This window comes from Paenibacillus sp. FSL M7-0134, from assembly GCF_038007865.1.
Classification (GTDB): Bacteria; Bacillota; Bacilli; order Paenibacillales; family Paenibacillaceae; genus Paenibacillus; species Paenibacillus polymyxa_B.
Genome location: NZ_JBBOXV010000002.1, coordinates 890904 through 915108 on the forward strand (window position 1 = coordinate 890904; position 24205 = coordinate 915108).

Annotated in this window: 8 protein-coding genes; all 8 read left to right on the forward strand. The window is 49.7% G+C overall.

Features of this window, described 5'->3' with window-relative positions:
- The first annotated feature begins 13 nt into the window (after positions 1-13).
- The 8 genes from NSQ58_RS19720 to NSQ58_RS19755 all read left to right on the forward strand — a co-directional run bounded on the left by NSQ58_RS19720 (position 14) and on the right by NSQ58_RS19755 (position 24171).
- Positions 14-1420 (forward strand): condensation domain-containing protein, encoded by a 1407-nt coding sequence (locus NSQ58_RS19720; RefSeq protein ID WP_075153876.1) that lies wholly within the window; start codon positions 14-16, stop codon positions 1418-1420.
- Between the two features lie 2 nt (positions 1421-1422).
- A complete protein-coding gene (locus NSQ58_RS19725) occupies positions 1423-2571 on the forward strand; it encodes an archaeosine biosynthesis radical SAM protein RaSEA (RefSeq protein ID WP_028543130.1) in 1149 nt (382 codons plus the stop codon).
- A gap of 83 nt (positions 2572-2654) precedes the next feature.
- On the forward strand, positions 2655-10268 hold the full coding sequence (locus tag NSQ58_RS19730; protein ID WP_341058082.1) for an amino acid adenylation domain-containing protein: 7614 nt from the start codon (positions 2655-2657) through the stop codon (positions 10266-10268).
- Positions 10265-15184 carry a condensation domain-containing protein gene (locus NSQ58_RS19735; protein ID WP_341058083.1) on the forward strand — a complete coding sequence of 1640 codons (4920 nt, stop codon included), beginning with the start codon at positions 10265-10267 and terminating at the stop codon, positions 15182-15184. Before NSQ58_RS19730 ends, NSQ58_RS19735 begins: the two co-directional genes overlap by 4 nt.
- 31 nt (positions 15185-15215) lie before the next feature.
- Positions 15216-16427: a pyridoxal phosphate-dependent aminotransferase gene (locus tag NSQ58_RS19740; protein ID WP_028543127.1), complete on the forward strand. Its 1212-nt coding sequence runs from the start codon at positions 15216-15218 to the stop codon at positions 16425-16427.
- 5 nt (positions 16428-16432) lie between these two features.
- Positions 16433-18457 carry a non-ribosomal peptide synthetase gene (locus NSQ58_RS19745; RefSeq protein WP_076295018.1) on the forward strand — a complete coding sequence of 675 codons (2025 nt, stop codon included), beginning with the start codon at positions 16433-16435 and terminating at the stop codon, positions 18455-18457.
- A 3-nt stretch (positions 18458-18460) separates the two neighbouring features.
- The gene (locus tag NSQ58_RS19750) at positions 18461-22495 is read left to right on the forward strand and encodes an SDR family NAD(P)-dependent oxidoreductase (protein ID WP_341058085.1); all 4035 of its coding nucleotides are present in this window, start codon (positions 18461-18463) and stop codon (positions 22493-22495) included.
- Between the two features lie 41 nt (positions 22496-22536).
- Positions 22537-24171, forward strand: a complete 1635-nt coding sequence (locus tag NSQ58_RS19755; RefSeq protein WP_341058086.1) for a carbamoyltransferase N-terminal domain-containing protein — start codon at positions 22537-22539, stop codon at positions 24169-24171.
- Positions 24172-24205: the final 34 nt, after the last annotated feature.

Sequence of the window (24205 nt, forward strand, 5' to 3'; positions counted from 1 at the left end):
GGGGAGAGAAACCATGAGCCACCGTCCATTGAACAAAACACGTGTGGAGGATGTCATTGGTTTGACTCCCATGCAGGAAGGAATGCTCTACCACTATTTACGGGACAAGAATACAGGAGCTTATTTTGAGCAATACAGCTATACGCTGCAGGGTCAGCTTGATCTATCTGTCTGCTGTGAGGCGTGGAAATGGACGATTCAACAGCATGAAGTGCTGAGAAGCGTATTCCGCTGGGAAAAGATCCAGAACCCGGTTCAGATTGTCCTGAAAGGACGCGTCCTATCTTTCACTTTCCATGACCTCATAGAAATGGAAGAGGTGGAGCAAGAGACGGTACTACAGGAGCTGCGCGAGGCAGACCGTGCTGTAGGATTTGACCTGTCCGAGGGCCCCCTACTGCGGATTACGGTGTTTAGGCTGGCGCATGATCGTCATATCATGATGGTCAGCAACCACCATATTGTGATGGATGGCTGGAGTAATGGCATTGTGCTGGGTGAGTTTATCCGGGCATATGATGCGCTGCGTGCAGGCCGGGAGCCAGAACGATTAGCCAAGCCGCGTTTTGGAGAGTACGTGAAATGGCTTGGTACGCAGGATAGAAGCGGAAGCAAGGCATTTTGGCAAGCTTACCTGACTGGATATGAGGTTCAGCCCCTGTGTTTACCCGATACAATTTCTAGCTCAGAAATAAGCGATACGGCTTGCGAATCGTATGTTTTGCAATCGGAGCTGGTGAGGGGGCTTGAAGCTGTTGCGAAGGAAGAATCCGTGACAGTAGGTACCCTTTTTACAGCGGCCTGGGGTATTCTGCTGCAAAAGGTCAGCAGACGTCAGGATGTGCTTTTCGGCACGACGGTATCTGGTCGCTCTAGCAGCCTGCCTGGAATTGAACGGGTAGTGGGGCTTTTGATGAACACGGTTCCTGTACGGTTACAGTCAGGCAATGGAGATACGCTGCAACAAGCCTTGCTCGATATTCAGCAAGCCAGCGTAGCGAGACAGCCCTACGAAACAACACCGCTTGTGGATATACAGTCTTACGGCAATTTCAGAAGCACAGAGCGTCTTTTTGATACGTTGCTTGTGATTGAAAATTATCCGCTGGAGATCAATCGACAGAGTGAATTGACCTTGGAATCCTTTTCTGGCCATAGCGTAACGGATTATTCACTTCTGGTGAGCATTCATCAAATGGAGCAAACTGCCATCCAAATCATGTATCAGCCCTCAAAATATGAGCCGTCCGCGATTGAACTGTTATGTGAACGTTATGTTGCTTTGCTCAGGCTGATCGTTACAGAAAGAGATTATGCCATTCAGAATATTCACTCCTTGACGGAGATGGAAAAGAGACTGGAAGAGGTTTGGGCGATTGAATTTGACTATAGCCCGGATACTTTGAAAAGGAGTGTATGAAGATGAAGAAGCCGAAAGCTTGGGAACAAATGGATTCCTATCAATGGATGACCACGAAAGAAACCGCCCACTATTACCGACTCATCGCCAATCTAATGAAGGAGATTCACGCTAAAATTCCAGATGAACAGTATCATTTGGACAAAGTAGCGACAGAAACGGATATTCGTGAGGAAAACTTTCAGGGAAAAAACTATCAACGCGCAGTCATGTATTTAATGTCTAACGGATGTGAGTGGGCCTTGAAAAACGGAAATGGCTGCACCATGTGCGGTCATTTGGCCAAGCAAACACGTAAAGACGGCCCTCTCTCTGCCCATTATTATTTGGAGCAATTTAGTGAGGAATTTAAGCGGATTGATTTTAGCAAATATCCTTTACTCAATCTGTATAATAACGGCTCCATTCTCAACGACAATGAAGTTCCGGCTGAAGCGCTGTGGGAAATCATACGCATGGTTGGAGAAAAGCCTGAGATCAAAATGCTGGTCATCGAAACCAGACCCGAATTTGTAACGAAAGAAAATATGGCGGAAATTAAGCGCCTTTTACCGGATAAGCATGTGGAAGTCGCCATGGGGCTCGAAATGATTGACGACTTTTTGCGGTATGTATGCATAAACAAAGGCTTTTCCTTAAAGCAATTTGATAAGGCCGCCCGCTTGGTGACCCAGGAGCTGAATTTACGTAGCTATGTGTTGCTGAAGCCGCCCTTTATTACGGAACAAGAGGCTATCGAACATGCCGTACAAACGATTGAGCATGCTTTTGAGCTCGGTACGACGACCGTTTCACTGGAAAGCTGTACCGTACAGGATTATACACTTGTGCAATATTTAAGTGACCAGGGCGCCTATAAACCGGCATGGCTCTGGAGCATCGTTGAGGTGGTAAAACGGACGGCGCATTTGGGTAAGATCATCGTCGGTTTGTTCCAATTCTATCCTTCTCCTGTCGGGGTGCCTTACAATTGTCCGCATTGCAGTGATCGAGTAATGGAGGCGTTGAAGGAGTATAATCACACTCTTGATCCGAGCGTTCTGGACCATCTGGATTGCAGCTGCAAGGCTGAATGGAAGAAGGAACTGAATCACGTGCATCCTCCTTTTGAGGAAAGACTGAGCATTTTGAATAGTGAATTAATTAAGTGATTCATTGAGATTATCAACTGGAAGATATGGTAGATTCGTCAGCTCATGAAGGCCTGGAACGGTTGACAGAGAGGGGAGTGTGTATGGACAAAAGTACACATTTGAAAGGCCGGATCATTGAAGAATATTGGATGGAAAAATGGTCTCAAGACCTGCCGAGGGAGTTACTGCCTGCAAGCAGAAGCAAGTCTAACCATCAGCTGGAGGCTCGCAAGGAAACGCTCGAAATGGTTATTCCCAGGGAAACGATTCGTCAATTGGATCAAATGTCGAAGGGCTCGGAATTGGGACGTTTTATTTTGTTCCTGACGGCGCTGTCAGGGCTGGTCTATCGCTATTCGCAGTCAGAGGATATTTGTATCGGCACGACGACGCTTATACAGTCCGAACCCAAGCGGGGAAATGTGCTTTTTCTCAAGCCGCGGGTTCAGGAAAGCCGAACCTGGCGTGAGCTTAACGAAGACATGAAGGCCGAGTTTTCTCGAACGATGAATCATCAGGATGTTTCTGTGCCCCTTCTCTATAACAAATGGACATCTCTTCACGGGAGAGAACTGCAAGAACTGTGGCAACTGGCATGTGTGGATGAGGGATTACAAACGGTGACTGAGGACCTGGATCGGTTCGATCTGATGATCAAGCTTGTACCAAACGAAGAAGGTCGAATGCTGCAACTGGTTTATCGGCCTGAGGTGTATTCGTTGTCCCTAGTCCAATCCTTTGCTGCAAATTTGCTGTATGTTCTGGCTCAATGGCCTGAGAAATCGGCGGTCTCTCTGGAGGATGATGCGGCAAATATGCTGGCTCCACAGCAACGAGAGCTTCTGGTACATGGATTAAACCAGACGGCTGTAGAGCTGCCGGGTGTGACCTTGCTGCATCAATTGTTCGAAGAACAGGTGATGACAACGCCTGAACAAGCTGCTGTGGTCGAGGCAGGGTATCGCATTAGCTATAGAGAGCTAAATGCGAAGGCAAATCAGTTGGCCCGTACTTTACAACGTCACGGAGTGGGATCGGATGATATCGTGGGCATCATGGCTGAGTCGACGACGGAGGTCATCATTGCCATCTTAGCGGTATTAAAGGCTGGAGCGGCGTATTGTCCGATAGATCCGACGTTTCCAGTAGAGCGGGTACAGCAGCTTTTAACGGATAGTCGGATGGAGTTGTTGATCTCACCTCCACAGCATGTGGATACCCATGCTTTTCAAGGAACAGTGCTCGATCTATCCAATCCTGCATTATATGCGGGTGAGCCGTCCAATCTACCGTTTGAGGGTAGACCTGATCATACAGCGTATGTCATATACACATCAGGCTCGACGGGAGCGCCCAAAGGGGTGGTGATAGAGCATCGTCATATTGTCAATCAATTGGCTGGACTGAAACGCATCTATGACTTCCATGAACAGTTGAGACATGTTTTGATGGCTCCGTTCACATTCGATCCCTCTGTGCAGCAGATTTTTTTACCGTTAGCTACAGGCGGGACACTGTATCTGATTCCAAAAGAAGCCAAAACCGATCCAAGCGCCTTTTGGGGACTGGTACGGAAGGAACGGATTAACGTGTTGAATACCGTACCTTCACTGATGGAAGTGCTGTTGGAACAGGTGACAGATATCGAACATCACTTTGCTTTTATCATGGTGGCAGGTGAGGTTTGCAGCGGCGAGCTGGTACAGCAATTACGCGATAAGCTGAACATAGACAAGCTGCTCAACATTTACGGCCCGACGGAAGCGGCTATTAATACAACTCTGTATGAATGCCTGCCTGTAGAGCAGCGAGCAACATTACCCATAGGTAAGCCTCTGCTGAATTATCAGGTATACGTTCTGGATCCACAGCAACGCTTGCTGCCCTTCGGAGCTACTGGAGAGCTGTTCATCGCTGGCGCTGGACTGGCGCGCGGATACTTATACAATCCACGCTTGACGGCAGAACGCTTTGTGCCGAATCCGTTTGGGACCGAAACAGAACGGATGTATAAAACAGGCGATCTGGTGAGATGGCTGTCTGACGGCAATCTGGAGTTTGTCGGCAGGTCCGATGATCAGGTTAAGATCCGGGGGATGCGTGTGGAGCTGGGGGAGATTGAGTCTGTTCTCAGAAGTCATCCGTCCATCAAAGAAGCCGTGGTCATTCCGCATGGATCAGAGGAACGAACCGAGGATCTTGCTGCCTTTTATACCTTGAAAAAATCGGGAGCCAGGCAAGAATCTCCGGTCGGAACGAGCGATGTCCAGTCGTACTTGAAGCAGCATGTACCGGGCTATATGGTCCCGACTCATATCGTCTGCTTGGAGTCCATGCCCGTCACAGTGAACGGCAAGGTGGATAAAAAAGCGTTGCCTCTGCACCAGATTGTAATTACCGAAACCCGTGCATATGTGGCACCACGTAATGAGCTGGAAGAACAGCTGGCGGAGATCTGGAAGAAGCTGCTGGTCGTACCTGTCGTTAGTGTGGAGGAAAGTTTTTTTGAAGCAGGTGGAAATTCGTTGTCTATCGTGCGACTGCAAAGCAGAATCCACCATCTGCTGAAAGTTCAGCTGACGATTCCGCAGCTCTTTACACATCATACGATCGCCATGCAGGCTAAAATCATTCAGTTCGGCGGTGTAGAGCAACCTACCGAAGCCCTTCGCAAAACGGAAACAAAACGACTACATACCCACAGACCTGAGCTTGGAAGCAAGGGGCGAAACGGTGATGTTGCTGTGATTGGCATGGCTTGCCGTTTCCCTATGGCGGACAATTGCGATGACTTCTGGGACAATCTGTGTCGCGAGGTGGATGCCGTCCGCAACATTCCGGCCCATCGGTTACAGGATATTGCTCAGAGTTCAGATGATGTAGTCGGGCAGTCAAGATCGTTGCCGCAAGGGGCATATCTGGATCGAATTGATGGCTTTGATGCATCGTTTTTTCAAATATCCCCTAATGAAGCACGGATGATGGACCCGCAGCAGCGTCTACTGTTGCAGGTTGTATGGGAAGCGATGGTGAATGCGGGATACTCGGAAAAAGAGGTGTATGGCTCGAAGACAGGAGTGTTCGTAGGGACAGGCACACCGCAATATGTGGACCTTATGCCACAGGTAGAGCCTTCCGCAATTCCGGGGAATTTGCAGGCTGTGATTGCCGGACGGATTGCTTATGCCTTCAATTGGACAGGCCCGGCGGAGGTTGTTGATACAGCCTGTTCCTCTTCACTCATCGCCGTGCATCATGCGGTACAGGAGATAACGTCCGGCGGTTGTGAAATGGCTGTAGCTGGTGGTGTCAATCTGTATCTGTCGATGGTGGATGAAAATCTCTTCAATATGGGAATCGCCTCACCTGATGGAAAGACGAAGGCGTACGACGCATCGGCAGATGGTACAGGCGGTGGCGAAGGGGTTGGCGCTGTTGTACTGAAGTCACTGGAGCAGGCGGTGGCTGATGGTGATTATATTTACGCAGTAATCAAAGGAAGCGCAGCTAACTCGGATGGTCGCTCCAACGGGATCACAGCTCCCAATGCGGCAGCGCAGGCTGAAGTGATTGAAGAGGCCTGGAAGCGTGCGGAGATTGATCCGCAGACGGTTTCTTATATCGAAACGCACGGAACAGGCACCAAGCTAGGTGATCCTATTGAAATGGAGGGCATTACACGGGCTTTTGGACGGTATACAGATCGTAAGCAGTTCTGTGCGGTAGGCTCCGTCAAAAGCAATATCGGGCATCTGGATTCAGCGGCAGGGATTGCCGGGTTTATAAAAGCAGTGCTGGCCATCACCAAGCGTGAGATTCCGGCATCCCTTCATTTTAAAGTGCCTAACCCACATATTGATTTTGCAAATTCTCCGGTTTATTTTGCTCGGTCACTTCAGGAATGGACGCCAGACTGCGGAATTCGTCGTGCGGGGGTAAGCTCCTTTGGCTTGAGCGGAACGAACTGCCATGTTGTGCTGGAGGAATATGCGATCCAAAGAGAAGTTCCTTCTCTGGGCGAGGAATATGTATTCACCTTGTCAGCTCGGACTGAACAAGCGCTCTACGCTTATGCCGACAGGTTTGCAGCTTATCTGGGAAATACCAACGAAGCTTTGGCAGACATTTGTTACTGTACCAATATCAGCCGTGGAAACGACACCTGCCGTTTGGCTACCGTCGTCAACTCGCAGGAAGAATTACGGCGTAAGCTCATGCTGTTCGTGGAGCAGAGCGATCATGATGCAGCTTCGGCATTACCGGATCGCGAACGAATATACGTAAATACGACAGCAAAAACAGGGAACAGCCCTGAGCCGTATAGGGTACAGCCTGCGGAATCGCTGGAGCATATGGCAAAGGCGTATATGCAAGGAAGGGAGCTGGAGTGGGAGGACTATTATCACGGACAAAACCGGGTGCGAGTCCCTCTTCCAGGCTACCCGTTTGAAGAGAAGCGCTACTGGGTTGAACCCAAAGTTCAGCAACCACCGCATGTACGAAACAGTGCGGAATTGACCCCTGACACGCAGGAGGAAGCTCCTGACTTCTGGCAGGCTACCGAGGCGGTTTTCCAATTTGGTGAACGGTTATTGGAAGAGAGCGGCTATGCGGTAGTACAGGGCTATAAAAAGGCGGTTGATGAATTTGCGGCCCAGCTTATTATCGGATTATTCAGACAATGGGGGACGCTCACGGAACCCGGAAAAGTATATAAAGAGTCAGAAATGTTGCATACGATAGGGATTACTTCCACATATCAGCGTCTATTTCGGTTCATGCTGCGTTTCGTAGAAGAACAGGGCTACATCTGCATTGACGGTGATAATATCACGCTAACCCTTGAAGGGTTAGCTCCCGATCTGTCGGCCTTATGTAACCAATACGTGGAACAATATCCGGCATTTACGGGAACATTCAAGGTGTTGAAGTATTGTCTGGACGCCTATCCGGCTGTGCTGACCGGGAAAAGGTCACCCCTGAGTGTGCTGTTTCCCGATGGTACATCGCAATTCCTGGCGGGCTTTGCCAATCAGGGACGTACGCTGGGCGATCTGTGTGAGACGATGGCGCTGGACGCATTAAAGCAGCATATTTTAGCGCAAGCGGGAAAACGGCTCCGCATTCTGGAAGTCGGGGCTGGCTCGGGAACGGTGGGCAAGGTTCTTTTCCCAGCCATAGCAAATCGTCAAGTCGAGTATTGCTACACCGATTTGGGCCGGGGCATCATTTTGGAAGCGCAAAAGCAGTTTGCAGCCTACCCGTTTGTTCGATATCAGACTTTTAATATTGAAGAAGATCCTTTGGCACAAGGCTTTGCGCCAGAACAGTTTGATATCATTATTGGCCTGAATGTAGTTCATGCCACGAGCCATTTGCGAACGTCCTTGTCCCAGTTGAAAAAGGTGCTTGCTCCCGGTGGAGCCCTGTTTATGATCGAAAAAGTGCAGAACGAGCCTGCGGAAAATCTCGTCTGGGGCATGACGGAGGGATGGTGGCTGTTCGAGGATCAGGACATACGGAAGGATTCTCCGCTGGTTCCGACGGAAACATGGGGGCAGTTGTTGAAGGAGGAGCGATTCACGGAGGTACGAACCTTTCCTATGCATTTGCCAAACCGTGCCGAGGCTGAAACCGCGCTGATTATCGGTCGAATGAGCGAGCAAGAACAAGTGAGCAGGGTTGAAGATTTAATGTACCGTGTTCTGTGGATTAAAAAAGAACTGAAGAAGACAAGAGAAGGCGTGCTAGCTCAAGGAAACTGGTTAATCTTCCAAGACAAGCTGGGGATTGGTGAGGAACTGGTGCAACGCTTGACGCGCTCCGGTCATCATGTGGTGACTGTAGAGGCTGGGCAAAGGTTTGAAAAACGGAACGATCATCAGTACACCATCCAGCCGGGTGTAGAAGCAGATTATATTCAACTCATGAATGAACTGGGACAACGTAATCAGCGCTTGAACGGTATCGTTCATCTCTGGACCTGCACAGCCACCCCGTCAACCCAAGTGAACATTGAAACAGTGGATGCAGGTTTGGAGTCAGGTGTCTATAGTCTTTATTTTCTGACTAAAGCATTACTTCATCAGGGTCTGCATGAAACGCTGGACTTGCGGGTGGTTTCGAACTTTACCCAGCGGATATCGGACGAGCAACAAGTATCACCTGAAAAAGCGGCGATTCACGGTTTGGTCAAAGTTATTTCTCAGGAGCATCCACAATTGCAATGCTTCGGACTGGATGTCGAAACGCTCCACCACACCAACGAGCAAGTGGCGGATCTGATCATGACCGAGCTGCAAGAAAACAAAACGGATTCATTCGTTGTCATCCGTCAGGAGCGTTACATCCAAGGTATGTCTCGTCTCGAATCGGATACGGTAAGCACTCCAGATAATCGGAATCATCCGGGTATTCCACCCCGGCGTTCCATCACCGTTCGTCCGGGTGCCGTATATATCGTGACTGGAGGCGCAGGGGGATTAGGACTGGAGGTTAGCCGGTATTTATCCGAGCAAGCTCCGATCCATCTAGTCATCCTGAACCGAACGGAGCTGCCGGAAAAATCGCAATGGTCACACATCATAAATGATCCGGTGCAAAGGAAGGCTGATACCGTAATTTACCGTAAGCTTTCGGCCTTTGCAGACATGGAAAAACACGGCTCAAAGGTGCATTATTACGCGGGAGATGTGGCTGATTATAGGCAGATGCAACACATTTTTGACGATGTACAAGCTCGTTATGGCCCCGTTAAGGGAGTTGTTCATTGTGCGGCAGCTAGCGGCGACACCAGTCGTCCGCTGAAGATTCAGAATTTGGGTGATTTTCGCAAGGTGCTTCGCCCCAAAATTCACGGAACGCTGGTATTGGATAAGCTTATGGCGGAACAAGAGACAGATTTCTTTGTTCTATACTCCTCGGTAGCCTCGCTATGGGGCGGAGCTGGCGGTGGAGATTATGCGGCTGCCAATGCGTTTATGGATGCCTTCAGCGCACAGCGTAACATGCAGGGGCAAACGACGCTTGCGATCAACTGGTATGCGTGGGAGGGACTCACTGGACCAGGGTGCATGGACTATATGCCTGTATCAGATGCGCTGGCTGCTTTCCGCATGAGCTTGTCTTATCCGCTGGATCAGGTGGCCATCGGCAAGTTTGATACACAGAAGTTGCGTGAATGGGCGCCGATGATGAAAATTCAGCTTGCGCCGGATATGTTGACGAGTCGACGCCGAGCTGTAGCTAAATCCACCAAGGAAGCAGGAGCTCTGCCATCTGTCGAGCCTAACCGTTTGGTGACAGATGTGAAGGTCAGTCTGAAAGGGAAAACAACAGAGCCTTACACAGAGCTGGAACAGCAGATCGCTCAAATATGGGCAGAGGTGCTGGGATACGAGGAAATTGATGTAGGTCAACATTTTTTTGAAATCGGCGGGGATTCCTTGCTTATTTTGAAAGTGCTGAGTCTTCTGAATGAACGGATTGATCCCGAAGTGGAGGCTGGGGATTTGTTCTCGTACGGTACAGTTGCACAGCTGGCGCAATTTATGGAAAACAGGCATGCCGCCAGCACAAGAGAAGTGACGGACGTAGCACCGCACTTACAGGTCGAAGTTTCCGGCGCGGACGAGGATTTACGAAGCCTGATCAAGCGTGTAAAGGAGGACGCTATTTCAGTGGATGAAGCTATGAAAGGATATGAAAGCATATGAGGGATACGTTTGTTGAAGCCATTTTGCAGCTTGTAGCCAAACAGGAATTATCCGAAGAGCATGCGTATTCTCTGATCAAGCAATATCAGGTTCGGCTCAAAACTGCTTCATCGTCCGCAGCCCACGATGGAATAAACCGCAACAGGGATATAGCCATTATCGGCGTAGCCGGACGGTTCCCGCAAGCAGATAACAAGGAACAATATTGGAGTAATCTGGTCAACGGTTTGAATGGGATACGAACGTTTCCAAGCTCACGTTTGGAGCAGATTCGTCCCTTTTTGGATGAGGAGAATCAAGGGCCATATATGCCGGCAGGCTATTTGGAGGAAGTTGATACGTTTGACGCGGCATTTTTTAATATTCTTCCGGGTGAAGCCAAATACATGGACCCGCAGCAGCGTATGTTCATGGAAACCGGTTATGAGGCCATTGAGGATGCAGGGTATGGTGGTGAACGCATTCGTGGCTCACGAGTGGGGGTATATGTCGGCTATAGTGAAGCGCGATACAAGGAGCTGATCGAAAGCGAGTCGTCCACCGCCTTTGTCGGGAATTTCCCGCCAGTTATCGCAAGCCGTCTCGCTTATGCGCTGAATCTGTCCGGTCCTGCAATGAGTGTAGCCACCGCCTGCTCGTCTTCCCTGGTTGCCTTGCATCTTGCATGTGAGGGATTACGCGCTGGAGATTGCAGCATGGCTTTGGTGGGTGGGGTAGCCATTGGTGCGTTACCCACCAGGATGGAGCCGGGCGGGCTGGGGATTACTTCTCCGCAAGGACAATCACGCAGCTTCGACGCGGATGCCGACGGTACGGGATGGGGCGAAGGTTGTGGTGTTGTTCTGATCAAGCCACTGGAGCAAGCCGAGAGGGATCACGATTATATTTACTCCGTGATTAAAGCAAGTGCCATCAATCAGGATGGTGCCTCCAACGGATTGGCCTCCCCGAATGCCCGAGCTCAGGAAGAAGTGATTGTAGAGGCGTGGAAGCGTGCGGGCATTGACCCTTCCACGATCTCTTACATCGAGGCCCATGGAACGGGGACCAAAATTGGAGATCCGATTGAAATTAAGGGGATTACGAATGCCTTTCGCAGGTATACGCAAAACAGACAATTTTGCGGTATCGGCTCGGTCAAAAGCAATATCGGTCATCTTGATTCCGCTTCAGGCATGGCAGGATTAATCAAAATGATCATGGCTTTACAGCATAAGCAGCTTCCACCCACCCTGCATTTTGCTTATCCTAATCCGTTGATGAACTTGCATAGTTCTCCGGTCTATATCCATACGAAGCTAACCGAATGGCGAAGTGAGGATGGAATTCCGCTGAGGGCAGGTATCAGTTCATGGGGATTAAGCGGTACAAATTGTCACGTGGTACTGGAGGATTATCAGGGAAGCAGGCCCTCCCTTTCTTCGTCCTCCGATCTACCCTGCGGTGGGGAGCGTGTATTTACCCTTTCGGCATACAGTGAGGATTCACTGCGAAGATTGACTGCCCGATATATTGATTTTTTGGAGAATGACGATATTCCGCCTTTGGAAAATATCTGTTACGTCCTGAATACGGGCAGAGAGCATCATGCTTATCGGCTGGCGATTCCGGTCACGGATCGACGCAGCCTTTGGACAAAGCTCAAACAGGCCTATGATGCTTTTGTTCGTCAGGATGGAACAGGGCTGGAGCAGCAGGGGATTTTCTGTTCCATGTGCAGCGAGTCCCTGGTAGAAATGGCGCTGGATACAGATGATGCCCCGATGATTGCCCGGCGATATGTTGCCGGGGAGAACAGGCGCTGGGCGGAGGATTATCCGGCAGGTGGGTGTGTCAAAGTACCCTTGCCTGCATACGCTTGGGAGAAGCAACGATATTGGGTGGAGCCGCCGATCCAACGTAGAAGCAGCAAACGCGATGAACAGGTGTCAGCTTATAGCGAAGCACGCGTTTCCTTTGGTGACGGGTATGTTCCGACGGAAACAGAAGACAGGCTGGCACGTATCTGGGGCCGAATTTTAGGCATTGACGAGCTGTCTGTGGATGCGGATTTCTTCGAACTTGGCGGGGACTCTCTGTTGGCAACAGATCTGATTACTGCCATAAGCCAGGTATTCCATACACGAATTACATTGGTTGATTTGTTTGGGCATCCCTGCATTCGTGAGCTTGCCCAGCTTATTTCAGGTGAAAAAAAATCGGATTACCAGTCCATTGAACCTGTGTCTCCACAAGCATTTTATCCCGTATCCAATGCGCAGCGCCGTCAGTTTATTTTGAAGCAGCTGGCAGAAGGCAATTTGAGTTACAACATGCCCGGAGCGGCTACGATCACGGGACGCTTGGATGTGGAACGCTTTAAAGCTGCTTTTGCTGCGATCATTCGTCGCCATGAATCCTTTCGGACGGTGTTTGATGTTGCGGAGGATGAAATTGTGCAAAGTGTTCTTCCGCAGGCTGAGCTTGCTATATCGCTGGGTGTGGCTCCAAAGGGAGCAGATGTACAAAAGCTGATGGAGGAATTTGTCCAGCCGTTTTCCCTGGGAGAGGCTCCTTTACTTCGGATACGCTTGCTGCGATTAACGGAGGAATGTGATGAAGAGGACAAGCATTTGCTGATGTTTGATATGCATCATATTGTTTCGGATGGCGTTTCCATGGAGATCCTCATTCGGGAATTTACCAGTCTTTATGCCGGGCAGAACCTGCCGCCGCTGCGTATCCAATATAAGGACTATGCGGTATGGCAAAATGCTTTTCTGCAAAGTGAGCAGATGCTGCAACAGGAGCAATTTTGGCTGAGGACGTTAACGGAAGGACTGGAGTCAGGATTGCCTGTTCTGAAAATGCCCAGTGACTATCCCCGGCCGCCTGTGATGACTTTTGAAGGGGGGGTGTACTCGTTCACGATTGACAAAGTGGTCGCTGAACGCTTGCGAGCGATGGGACAGGAGCATGGCGCTACGCTGTATATGACGCTTCTTGCTGTATACAATGTGCTGCTTTATCAATACACAGGGCAGGAGGATGTCATTGTAGGCTCCCTCATTGCTGGCAGACGTTATGCGGGTGTAGAGCATACGATAGGACTTTTTACCAACTACTTGCCTATTCGTAATACTCCAGCGGGTGAGCGGCGCTTTACGGACTTCTTAAAGGAGGTGGCTCATCGCACCATAGCCGCGTATGATCATCAGGATTATCCATTTGAAAAAATGGTGGAGCATCTGGATCAGAAGCGCGATCTTTCACGCAACCCTATTTTTGACACCATGCTTATTTTACATAATCAGGGGATGCAGAAAACCCAATTTACGATGGGAGATTTAACGCTGAACATGGTGGACTGGGCCAAGCACAGTTCAACCATGGATTTAAAGCTCGACATTTTTCAGGGAATGCAAGGGGAACTGAAATGTACCTTTGAGTATTACTCCCGTTTGTTTCACGAACAGACGATCACTGCGCTGGCAGGACATTTGCTCAGCCTGATCGACCAGATTGTGGACCAGCCTGAGCAAGCTTTAGCGGAGTACCGGATTTTTTCACCTGAGGAAGCGGAGAAGATGAAACAGAAACGGCAGGGAAAGGACTCTACTTTTGCGCTTCCTGCGATCTGCCCGGCACCGGAGGCTGAGCAGCACCCTTTGTCTTTTTATCAAAAGCAGATATGGCGACATCGAGGATCAACTAATAATGTGATCGTTCATGCAACGTGGAAAGGCAAGGTGGATCAAACGTTATTTGCCAGAGTGCTGGAAGAACTGCAAGCCGAACACAGCACGCTCAGAACAACCTTTAGGGAAGAGACAGCCGGGCCGACTCAGCAGGTGCAGGCGTGTCTTCCGTTGGATTACAAATTTACAGATGTAATAGAGGGGGATGCAGCTTCTTGGGCGGAACACCGTGTGGCTGTGGAGTATCGGAACCCGTTCGAGTTACGACAAGGTCCGCTGTACCGGATACGCTTGGGTTGTGACAGCAACGAACGATGCCAATTGATCGTCGCCGTTCATCCATTACTAACGGAGTGCCTCGATCTGAAAGGTTGGCTGGAACAACTGTTTATTCGCTATTCCGCTGCTGTTACGGATTCGGCAGTGGATACAGCCCACATATTTCAGTCCATCTCGCAGATTGATTTTACTTATTGGCAACAACGGTTGCTGCAGGAAGGATATTTGGAGCCTCAAAAGGCGTATTGGACTGAGGCACTGCAAAAGCCGCTTCCTCCGATCGGATTGCCGTTCAAACGCGGGGAAGAAGCTTTTGTAACACCCGAGTGGACTTCTATTGAAGTGCCTCTCGCCACAGAGGAGACTGAAGCTCTAAAAGCTTTTGCCTCCAGTCATGAAGGTTCTGTTACGGACGTTCTATTCGCCTGTTATTTCCTGCTGCTGCGGCAATTAACGCATGCGGAGGAGCTTTTGATCTATGTCATGCATCCCGAAGGACATCCAGTTCAGGGCAGCGGAGTACCTTTATGTATCCAGCATCCTGTGCCAGTCAGAGTTTTGATGGAGGGGCTTTCGTCGTTTAATCCTTTGCTAGAAAAAGTGAAGGACAAACATCAAGCTGCGCTTCAAGCTGTTTTATATCCGTTTCATTTGCTGCTGGACCCTAATGAGTTGAAGAGCGGGAGGGAGGGTTCATCACGTTATAACGTCGTCTTTTGCACAGAGGATGGAACGAGATCTTTACCCGAGGGAGGGGAAGTGGGATTGCGTGTATACCCCTCAGAGCCAGCAGCACTGCAACTGTCAGTCGTGAAATCAACAACCGGACTGACCTGTTCCCTGAGGTGGAATACCGCTTTGCTGGAATCTTCCTATGTCCACTCTATGCTGGAAAGGTATCACAAAATAATCAAGACCATTGCTAGTAGTGTGTCCAACCTGTCTAAGGTATCCCATTAACGTGCGGTTCATTCAAAGGAGGCAATTACAAATGGAATTAAGATCATCTATTGAATTTTATGACAATCGGTTTTTAATGTTCGTTCTGGATCAAATGGCTTATGAATTTGAGAAAAACGGCTCCAAAGAGGTCATTCGAATGACCTTGGGAAAATCCGAGCTACCTTTGCATGAGGATATCATTCAGTCGATGAAGGATGCGTTGGACACCTTTGAAAAAAGCTCGCTTGTATTTCCGCCGGGCTTGCCGGAATTAAAGGAAGCGCTCGCGGAGGAATACAAGAAAACATATGATCTGGACATTAACCCTAACAATATCCTGATTAATGTAGGCACCAGCGCCTTATTCCGAAATCTGTTTTATTTGCTGGCAAAAGAGGGGGATGAGGTTCTTTTACCGCGTCCGTACTATTCTCTGTATCATTTTTGCGCCCAATTGGTAGGGGCGAATGTTCGCTACTATGATATCAATTTGGAGACGTTGGCACTGGATCTGGATTCCTTTAAGGAAAATTTCACGGATAAAACCAGAATTGTAGTCATTAATTCGCCTGGTAATCCGCTAGGCAACATCTTAACGAAAGACGAGCTGTATGCCATTGATGAAATTATCAACGGTCAGGCAGTGGTCATTAATGATGAGATTTATGCCAATGTTTGCTTTGATGAACGAAGCACTTCGGTACTGGAGCTGAAGGATACCAAATCAGCCTTTATTACAACGAATGCTTTCTCCAAAGGGTACCGGATGTACAGTCGGCGCGTGGGCTACTGTATCGTTCCTGACGAGCTAGTCACACCGCTCACGGTCATACAGCATCATACATTGCTGACAGCCGACCCTGTCGTGCAATTTGGCGCACTGGAAGCATTGGCACATCCCGAAGAGATTGAGCAGCTGGTCAGCCTGTATAAAGCAAGACGGGATTATACGGTGGAGCGATTCAATGAGGTTCCGCTCGTACGTGCTATCCCTGCACAAGGTAGCTTTTACTTCACACTCGATTGTGAAAAGTACATGGACGAGCACGGCATCGAAACGAGTTTGGAGCTGGCTGAACAAATTATGAGAGCCAAACAAGTGGCGACTGTGCCAGGTTCTGATTTTGGATTGCCGAAAATGCTGCGCCTGTCCTACTCTACAACGCGATACAACGAAGGCATAGATCGCTTAGTGGACTTTTTCACAAACAGCTTGGTAGGTCAATCGGCTGTATCTGCTGCAATTCCGGTTCGGGAGTAGACCCTATGGATCTGGATTTTGATGCATTTGAAATTCTATCGGCAGAAGAGGAACGCGTCATTGCGGAGATGAATCAGACTGCAAAACTTTATGACGATCATGTTACGATTCCTGATTTGTTTGCCCGTCAGGTCGCAATCACACCACAGCAAACCGCTATTTATGAATACGGCTCCTCCATTACGTATGCCCAATTGGAGGAACAAGCGAACCGAATGGCACGCCTGCTGCACGCAGCAGGTGTGCGGCCTAACCAGCGGGTAGCAGTGGTAGCGGAACGGGGAATTGAGCTTTTAGTGGCTGTTTTCGGCGTATTAAAAGCAGGTGCAGCTTACGTGCCTATTGACCCGGACTACCCGAAAAAGCGGATTCAATATATGCTGCGCGACAGTTCTTGCGGTGTGCTGATCACCGAGTCTGCCAAGCTGCAAACGATGCTGGGAGATTTGCCGGAGAGCATGACGACGGTTGTTTGTCTTGACGAAACGAAGATGCGAGCAGATCGTCTGACGGTGTATCAGCGGTCGGATTGGGAGCGCCAGGAGCAGGGCTCATGGGCGTGTCCTGCCGGTGAAAATGATCTTGCGTATTTGATTTACACCTCAGGCTCTACGGGAGATCCCAAAGGAGTCATGATGACGCATAAAGCTGTGCTGAATACGCTCTTTTGGTTGCAGGATACCTTTTGTTTGACCGCAGAAGATGTGATTGCACAGAAGACTTCTGCCAGTTTTACCGATTCGGTATGGGAATTCTTCTGGCCTCTGATATACGGAGCCAAGCTGTCTATATTCAGCTCGGATGCGGTCAAAGATCCTCAACGGCTATATGAACAGCTACGGGATGACAAGATTACCATAACCCAGTTCGTTCCGGCCCAGATGAGTCTCTTTCTGGATGCGGTTCCGACCGAAGAGACGGATCATCCGCTACCGGAACTTAAATGGGTATTCAATGGAGGCGAAGCCTTACTCGTCAATGGGGTGCGGGACTGGTATAGCACATTCCAGCAAGCCAAGATTGCCAACATTTACGGTATGACCGAGTCGGCTATTTATGCAACCTGTTACCTGATTGACGCATCTCCGGCAGAGGGAGAATTGAGCATTCCGTTGGGAAGGCCCCTTGCGAACACGCATGTTTATATTTTGGACAAGGAGGGGCAGTTGTGCCCCTTTGAGGTCAAAGGCGAAATATGCATCGGCGGGATTGGTCTGACGGAGGGGTACTGGAATAAGGCAGAGGCAACTGCCAAGGCTTTTACTCAGCATCCCAAAACAGGAGAAAGGCTATATCGTACAGGTGATTTGGGCCTGTTACGGCCGGATGGCATTCTAGAGTATAGCGGCCGCAAGGATGATCAGGTACAGGTGCGGGGGTATCGCGTAGAACTCAAAGAAGTGGAGCGGGCCGTATCCGTTTTTCCAGGGATCAAGGAAACCGCTGTGATTGCCCAAACGGATGAGTTTGGTGTAACCAATCTCTTATGTTATTTTACTTCGCTGGAAAAAGGGCTCGAAGTGGATGATCTGACAACACACTTGCGTGAAATATTACCTGAGTATATGATTCCGGGATTTTTCATGGAACTGCTGGAGATGCCGTTAACTCCGAACGGGAAGATTGATCGCAAAAATCTGCCACAGCCGGAGGGCCGAGTTCACCGTTCAACCGCATATGTGGCGCCTCGCAATGAAAGAGAGCATATGCTGACGAAAATCTGGGCCGGAATTTTAAATATAAGCCCGGAGGACGTCGGCATCCATGACAGCTTTTTTGAAATCGGCGGCAATTCCATCTCGATTGTTCGGCTTCATCGAAAGATGAAGCACGCACTGGGCAGTGAGGCAACAGTAGCCGAGCTGTTTTCCTATCCTACGATTGCAGCGTATATGAATCACTTTGAAAATCAGTCCAAGGATGACGAGCAGCTGGATCAGGATCTTATGAGTCTGCTCGATCAAATTGAAGATGGCTCACTGGATGTAAGCGAGTCTATACGGGCGCTGGACCATCTGAAGGAGGGATAACATATGAAACGGGTTCAGAAGTATTTGCTAGCTCAGGTTGCTGCAAAACATCTCTCCAAGATAGAAGCTCTGCCGATGCTAAAAGAGCTATTCGAAAATGAGGCCAAAACGGTGAAGGTTGATGATATTGCCGTTGTTGGGATGGCCTGTCGTTTTCCGGGAGCAAATGGAACGGATGAGTTTTGGGATAATCTCGTGAACGGCATGGATGCCGTGAGGGACTTCCCGGAAAGCCGCAAGGCTGATGTGGACCGGCCTATTCGGGACTATTTTAAAGGTAAACGATATGCGCCGGAGATCAAGTATCGCAGAGGAGCTTATTTGGACCATATTGATCGTTTTGATGCGGAATATTTTAACATTACTCCCGCAGAAGCCCGGTGTATGGACCCTTTGCAGCGCATTTTCCTTGAAGTTACCTGGGAAGCACTGGAGGATGCCGGCTATGCCGAAAAGGAATTGTACGGCTCACGAACCGGGGTATACGTAGGGGATACGGATGCCGATTACTTGCAACTGATTCAGAACATGGAGCCGTATGCCTTACCCGGCAATACCATTTCAGTCGTAGCCAGTCGGGTGGCCTACTTGCTGAATCTCGCCAGCGGCAGCCATCTGATTGATACCGCCTGCTCGGCATCTTTGGCTGCTGTGCATCATGCGGTCAAAGGACTGATTACTGGCGATTGTGACATGGCTGTAGCCGGCGGGCTGAACCTGACCCTGTTTCCTGTAGATGAAGGGCTGGTCGATATCGGCATTGCTTCTCCCGACTCTGTTGCGCGCACCTTCGATGCCGCAGCGAATGGGACGGTATGGGGCGAGGGATTCGGGGTCATCGTACTGAAGACGCTGGAAAAGGCTAAAAAGGATCGGGACCATATCTACGCTGTCATTAAAGGCAGCTCCATGAATTCGGACGGAAAGTCCAACGGCATTACCGCGCCAAGTGCCTTGGCTCAGACGGAGCTAATGAAGGAAGCTTGGCGTAATGCGGGTATCTCTCCGGAAACGGTAACCTACATTGAGGCTCACGGTACAGGAACTCGTCTAGGTGACCCAATTGAGATTGAAGGCATTACCAACGCCTTCCGCAGCTACACGGACAAGCGGCATTTTTGTGCCTTGGGCGCGGTGAAAACGAACATAGGTCATCTGGACACCGCAGCCGGTATTGCAGGTCTAATCAAAACAGTGCTGTTATTGCAAAAGAAGGAGATTCCGGCAACCCTCCATTTTAACGAGCCGAATCCGCACATTAATTTCATTGAATCGCCTGTGTATGTGAATACAGAGTTGGTTCCATGGGAGACGGAGGCAGGAGTGCCACGGCGGGCAGGAGTAAGTGCTTTTGGTCTAGCAGGAACTAACTGTCATGTCATATTGGAGGAATATGAGCAGGACGAGCAGAGCCAGTCCGCCAGTGGAGAAAACGTACCGTATGTATTTACGTTGTCTGCCAAGAGTAAAGCTTCCTTTGATGCTTTGGTTGACCGTTATCGTACGTTTTTGGATCGCACGGCTCATGCGCTGCCAGATATTTGTTTTACAAGCAATCAGGGACGGGGGCACTATGCTTATCGGCTTGCGATTGTAGCTACAAGTCTTGAAGAGTTAAGGGAAGGGCTGGAGCGATTTGCAAATGCAGATGAAGCTGCACGTCCAGCTTTAGCGGGAGAGGGGATATATTATACCCGCCTAACGACCCGTGAGGAGAAAAGCTTCAAGGTACAGCCTGACACCAGCCTAGATCGGGTTGTGGATGAATATATGCAAGGTAGCGAGATCAATTGGACAGCTCTGCATGATTTGGATCAAAGACATCGTGTTCCTTTACCTGTATATCCATTTGCAGGCAAGCGACATTGGGTGGATTATATCCCGGAGCATGCGATGGAGCATAAAACAGATTCCCCAGCCTTGAGATCGGTACCGGAGAAGCAGGTTGACCAGTGGTTCTATGAACTGAATTGGGTAGCCAGTCCGTTGACGGCTTCTGCCTCCCAAGAACGGTCGGTTACCAGCAAGTCATGGCTTATTCTGGCGGATGAAGAAGGCGTAGCTGCTTCACTAAGCGAGTTTATGAAGGATCAAGGACTCACACCTATTATCGTAGAGGCTGCATCTGATTATGCTGCCATAGATCCGAGCCATTATCAGATTCGTCCCGGCTATGCGGAGGATTATAACAGGCTGCTTGCAGCCGTGACCGAGGTTGAGACGCGAGGGGGAGCAGAGCTTTCCGGTATCGTCCACTTGTGGACCTGCACCGAAATTCGCAGTCGCATGCGACAACTCGATGATTTGAATGAAAGTCAGGAGCAAGGGGCTTTAAGTCTTTTTTATTTGATGAAGGCTGTTCAGGCAAGCTCGATTCATCGCCTGTTGGAAATCAAAGTCGTCTCGAACTACGCACAGCTGGTCGTAGCGGAGGATACATATGTGTTCCCGGAAAAAGCGCCTCTGTGGGGATTGATGAAGGTCATCTCGCAGGAATATAGTCAGCATCGTTGTAGCTGTATGGATGTAGAAACGATCGGACGTGACAATTCCGACATTGCTCAGGAAATCATGCTGGAATTGGATCGGGACGAAGCAGATCAAAGTTCAGCATGGCGAAGCGGTCAGCGGTATACGCAGCAGCTGGAACGGATGCAGCTTACAGCTCATCCACATCGGAAGATTACAATCCGTGAGGGTGGCGTCTATCTGATTGCCGGGGGAGCCGGTTCAGTTGGACTGGAAACCTGCCGCTATCTTGCCCGGCAGGCGAAGGTTAAGCTCGTGCTGGTGAACCGTACTGTGCTTCCGGACCGGGAAAGCTGGCAGGAACGAGCTGCGGGGCTGGATACCTCTGAAATTACGAAGAAAATCCGTGGACTGTTGGAGATTGAAAAGCTCGGCTCCGAGGTGAGCTACTATGCGGCAGATATCACGGATCTGGATGCAATGAAGAAGGTCGTGGATGATGTGCATGCACGTTATGGCCCGATTCATGGGGTCATGAATGCCGCGATGCATTTGGAGGAAATTCGTCTGGAGCAGATGGATGCAGCGGGGTTCCAGCGAACCATGGGAGCCAAGGTAATAGGAACATGGGTGTTAAACGAGGTGACTAAGGATCAAACGCTGGACTTCTGGATTCTTTTCTCGTCAGTGGCTTCGCAGCTGGGAGGTGTAGGCTTGGGTAGCTACGCTGCTGCAAATGCATTTCTGGATCAGTATGCCCACTATCAGAGCCGTCGTGGCATGGAGATGATGGCGATCAACTGGTCGCATCTGGAGATGGGGGCTACATCGGACGAGCTGATGGATCAACGGATGTTATCTCAGCCGATTTCGTCGGAGGACTATGGCAAGCTGTTTGATCGGCTTTTGCAATATAAACTGACCCAAACGGTCATTGCCAACATTCGCAGCCAGGAGCTGGCTCAAGTGTTGACGCTGCTCAAGGTTCGCTTTTCCCCAGACTTAACAAAGGAAATTACAGAGCAAGCGCAGGGACACAACGATCAAGAGTCTGAAGCCTACAGTCATCTGCTGGAGTCCTATCAAGAGCTGAAGCAGTTCATTACCTCTAATGAGGCACTGAACGATATGATCCAGCGAAATGTGAAGCTGGGTGCTAAATTTGTCTCCTTCGAGGAAGAGCTGTTTCGTACGCTACAGCCCAAGTCGGAGGCTACGGACACTGGAGTGCACATGAACTCTCACATTCAAGTGACCTTGATCGGCCGTGATGGAGATGCGTATTCGAAAACAGAACGGCAGCTAGGTCAGATTTGGGGCGAGGTACTGGGGCATGAGGAAATTAGCATACACCAGGACTTTTTTGAAAATGGAGATTCGCTGATGCTGATGAGTGTCATTGCTAAAATTAAAGACCAGCTGGCCATAGATGTACCGATTCAGGTCTTTTTTCAGGAGCCAACGGTGGCCGGGCTGGGAAGCTGGATAGATGAATCCAATCGTGTCGATTCCGAGGAATCCGATATCATTCCGGTATTACCACGTCATTTTGCTGAGGCTGAACAATAAAGCGGCTTTGTGTTGGGCTAACAGGTGAGGAGTGAAGGAACATGTTATTCTGCGGACTGAAATTAACGCATGATGGTAGTGTGGCCTTGATTGAGGATAACAAGCTTATTTTCAGCTACGAGGTTGAAAAATTCAATAACAACAAACGCTACAGCGAAATTCCTGATTTGGATTTTGTCGAGGAAGTGCTTAACCTGCATGGCTATACCTCGGCAGATGTGGATCGGTTTGTCATCGACGGCTGGGCCGGATTGAAGGAAAGTAAGGTGGACACGCGTTCCCATGGGCAGGAGCTGTCCCTCACGGTTGCACCTTACCGCGAAGTATCGCTTTCAGCCGACGCGCTCCAAGCCTATTCGGGCAGTGGCCTTGCCATTGGTGGAAGAACCTACAACTATACCAGTTATATGCATTCAACCACACATATCGCCAGCACCTATTGCGCAAGTCCTTATGCGGTGACCAAGGAGCCGTCTTACGCGCTTGTGTACGATGGCGGCATGTATCCGCGTTTTTATTACTTTGATCCAGCGAACGGTAAATTAGAAAATCTGGGTCCTCTCTTCATGTACATTGGCAACATTTATTCACTGTTTTCGCTGCACTTTGAGCCATTTCTGCGCGGAGGGCAAGGACCGCGCGTGGATGATCTTTCGGTAGCGGGCAAGGTTATGGCCTACATTGCCAAGGGACAAGTACGTCGAGAGCTGCTCGAACAGTTTGAGCTGACGTATGCACGGCATTTTTCACCCTCGATGGAGTTTAACTGGACGTTTTCTCAGGAAATCAAGCGATATGTAGATGAGCATCATATTCCGCATGCAGACGCCATGGCGTCTTTCCATCAGTATTTGGAGCAGCTTCTCGTAACCTCGCTGGAGGCGAGTGTGACCAAGCATGGACGGAAAACACGAAACTTTTGCTTTATAGGAGGCTGTTCTCTGAATATCAAATGGAACAGTGCGATTCGGGAAAGCGGATTATTTGACGATGTGTTTGTTTCTCCGTTCACCAACGATACAGGTTCGGCTATTGGTGCTGCCTGTTGTGAAATGATTCATCAGACAGGTCATCCTCATTTGAATTGGTCTGTGTACAGCGGACCCATGGTCATTCAAAATGAGCCAGCAGAAGGCTGGAAATCACGTGCTTGCACGGTACCGCAGCTCGCGGAGCTGCTACATACGACAGATGAGCCCGTCGTGGTGCTGCATGATCGGGCGGAGCTGGGACCACGTGCATTGGGCAACCGGAGTATACTGGCAGCTGCCGTTCAGCCGGATATGAAGGACCGCTTGAATGCCATTAAGCAGCGGGAAGACTATCGTCCAGTCTCACCGATCTGTATGGAGGAGCGTGCACCTGCTATTTTTTCACCGGGAACCCGTGATCCGTATATGCTTTTTGATCATATGCTACGTGATGAATGGGTGGAGCGCATTCCTGCGATCCGTCACCTTGATGGAACGGCACGCCTGCAAACGGTGAGCCGCGAGGATAATTCGCTGATTTATGATTTGCTGCATGCGTACGAGCAATTGAGCGGTATTCCGGTGCTGTGCAATACCAGCGCCAATTTGCTGGGCAGCGGCTTTTTCCCGGATGTACGTTCTGCCACCGAATGGAACGGAACCCGGTATGTCTGGTGCAATGAAACGTTATACGAAAAGCAATAGCATTTCCTCGAATAATGTACAGATGGAGGTTTAC

Excerpts from the sequence above, each read along its gene's own strand:
- NSQ58_RS19720 (WP_075153876.1), top strand. The coding sequence starts at position 14 with ATGAGCCACCGTCCATTGAACAAAACACGTGTGGAGGATGTCATTGGT.
- NSQ58_RS19725 (WP_028543130.1), top strand. The coding sequence starts at position 1,423 with ATGAAGAAGCCGAAAGCTTGGGAACAAATGGATTCCTATCAATGGATG.
- NSQ58_RS19730 (WP_341058082.1), top strand. The coding sequence starts at position 2,655 with ATGGACAAAAGTACACATTTGAAAGGCCGGATCATTGAAGAATATTGG.
- NSQ58_RS19735 (WP_341058083.1), top strand. The coding sequence starts at position 10,265 with ATGAGGGATACGTTTGTTGAAGCCATTTTGCAGCTTGTAGCCAAACAG.
- NSQ58_RS19740 (WP_028543127.1), top strand. The coding sequence starts at position 15,216 with ATGGAATTAAGATCATCTATTGAATTTTATGACAATCGGTTTTTAATG.
- NSQ58_RS19745 (WP_076295018.1), top strand. The coding sequence starts at position 16,433 with ATGGATCTGGATTTTGATGCATTTGAAATTCTATCGGCAGAAGAGGAA.
- NSQ58_RS19750 (WP_341058085.1), top strand. The coding sequence starts at position 18,461 with ATGAAACGGGTTCAGAAGTATTTGCTAGCTCAGGTTGCTGCAAAACAT.
- NSQ58_RS19755 (WP_341058086.1), top strand. The coding sequence starts at position 22,537 with ATGTTATTCTGCGGACTGAAATTAACGCATGATGGTAGTGTGGCCTTG.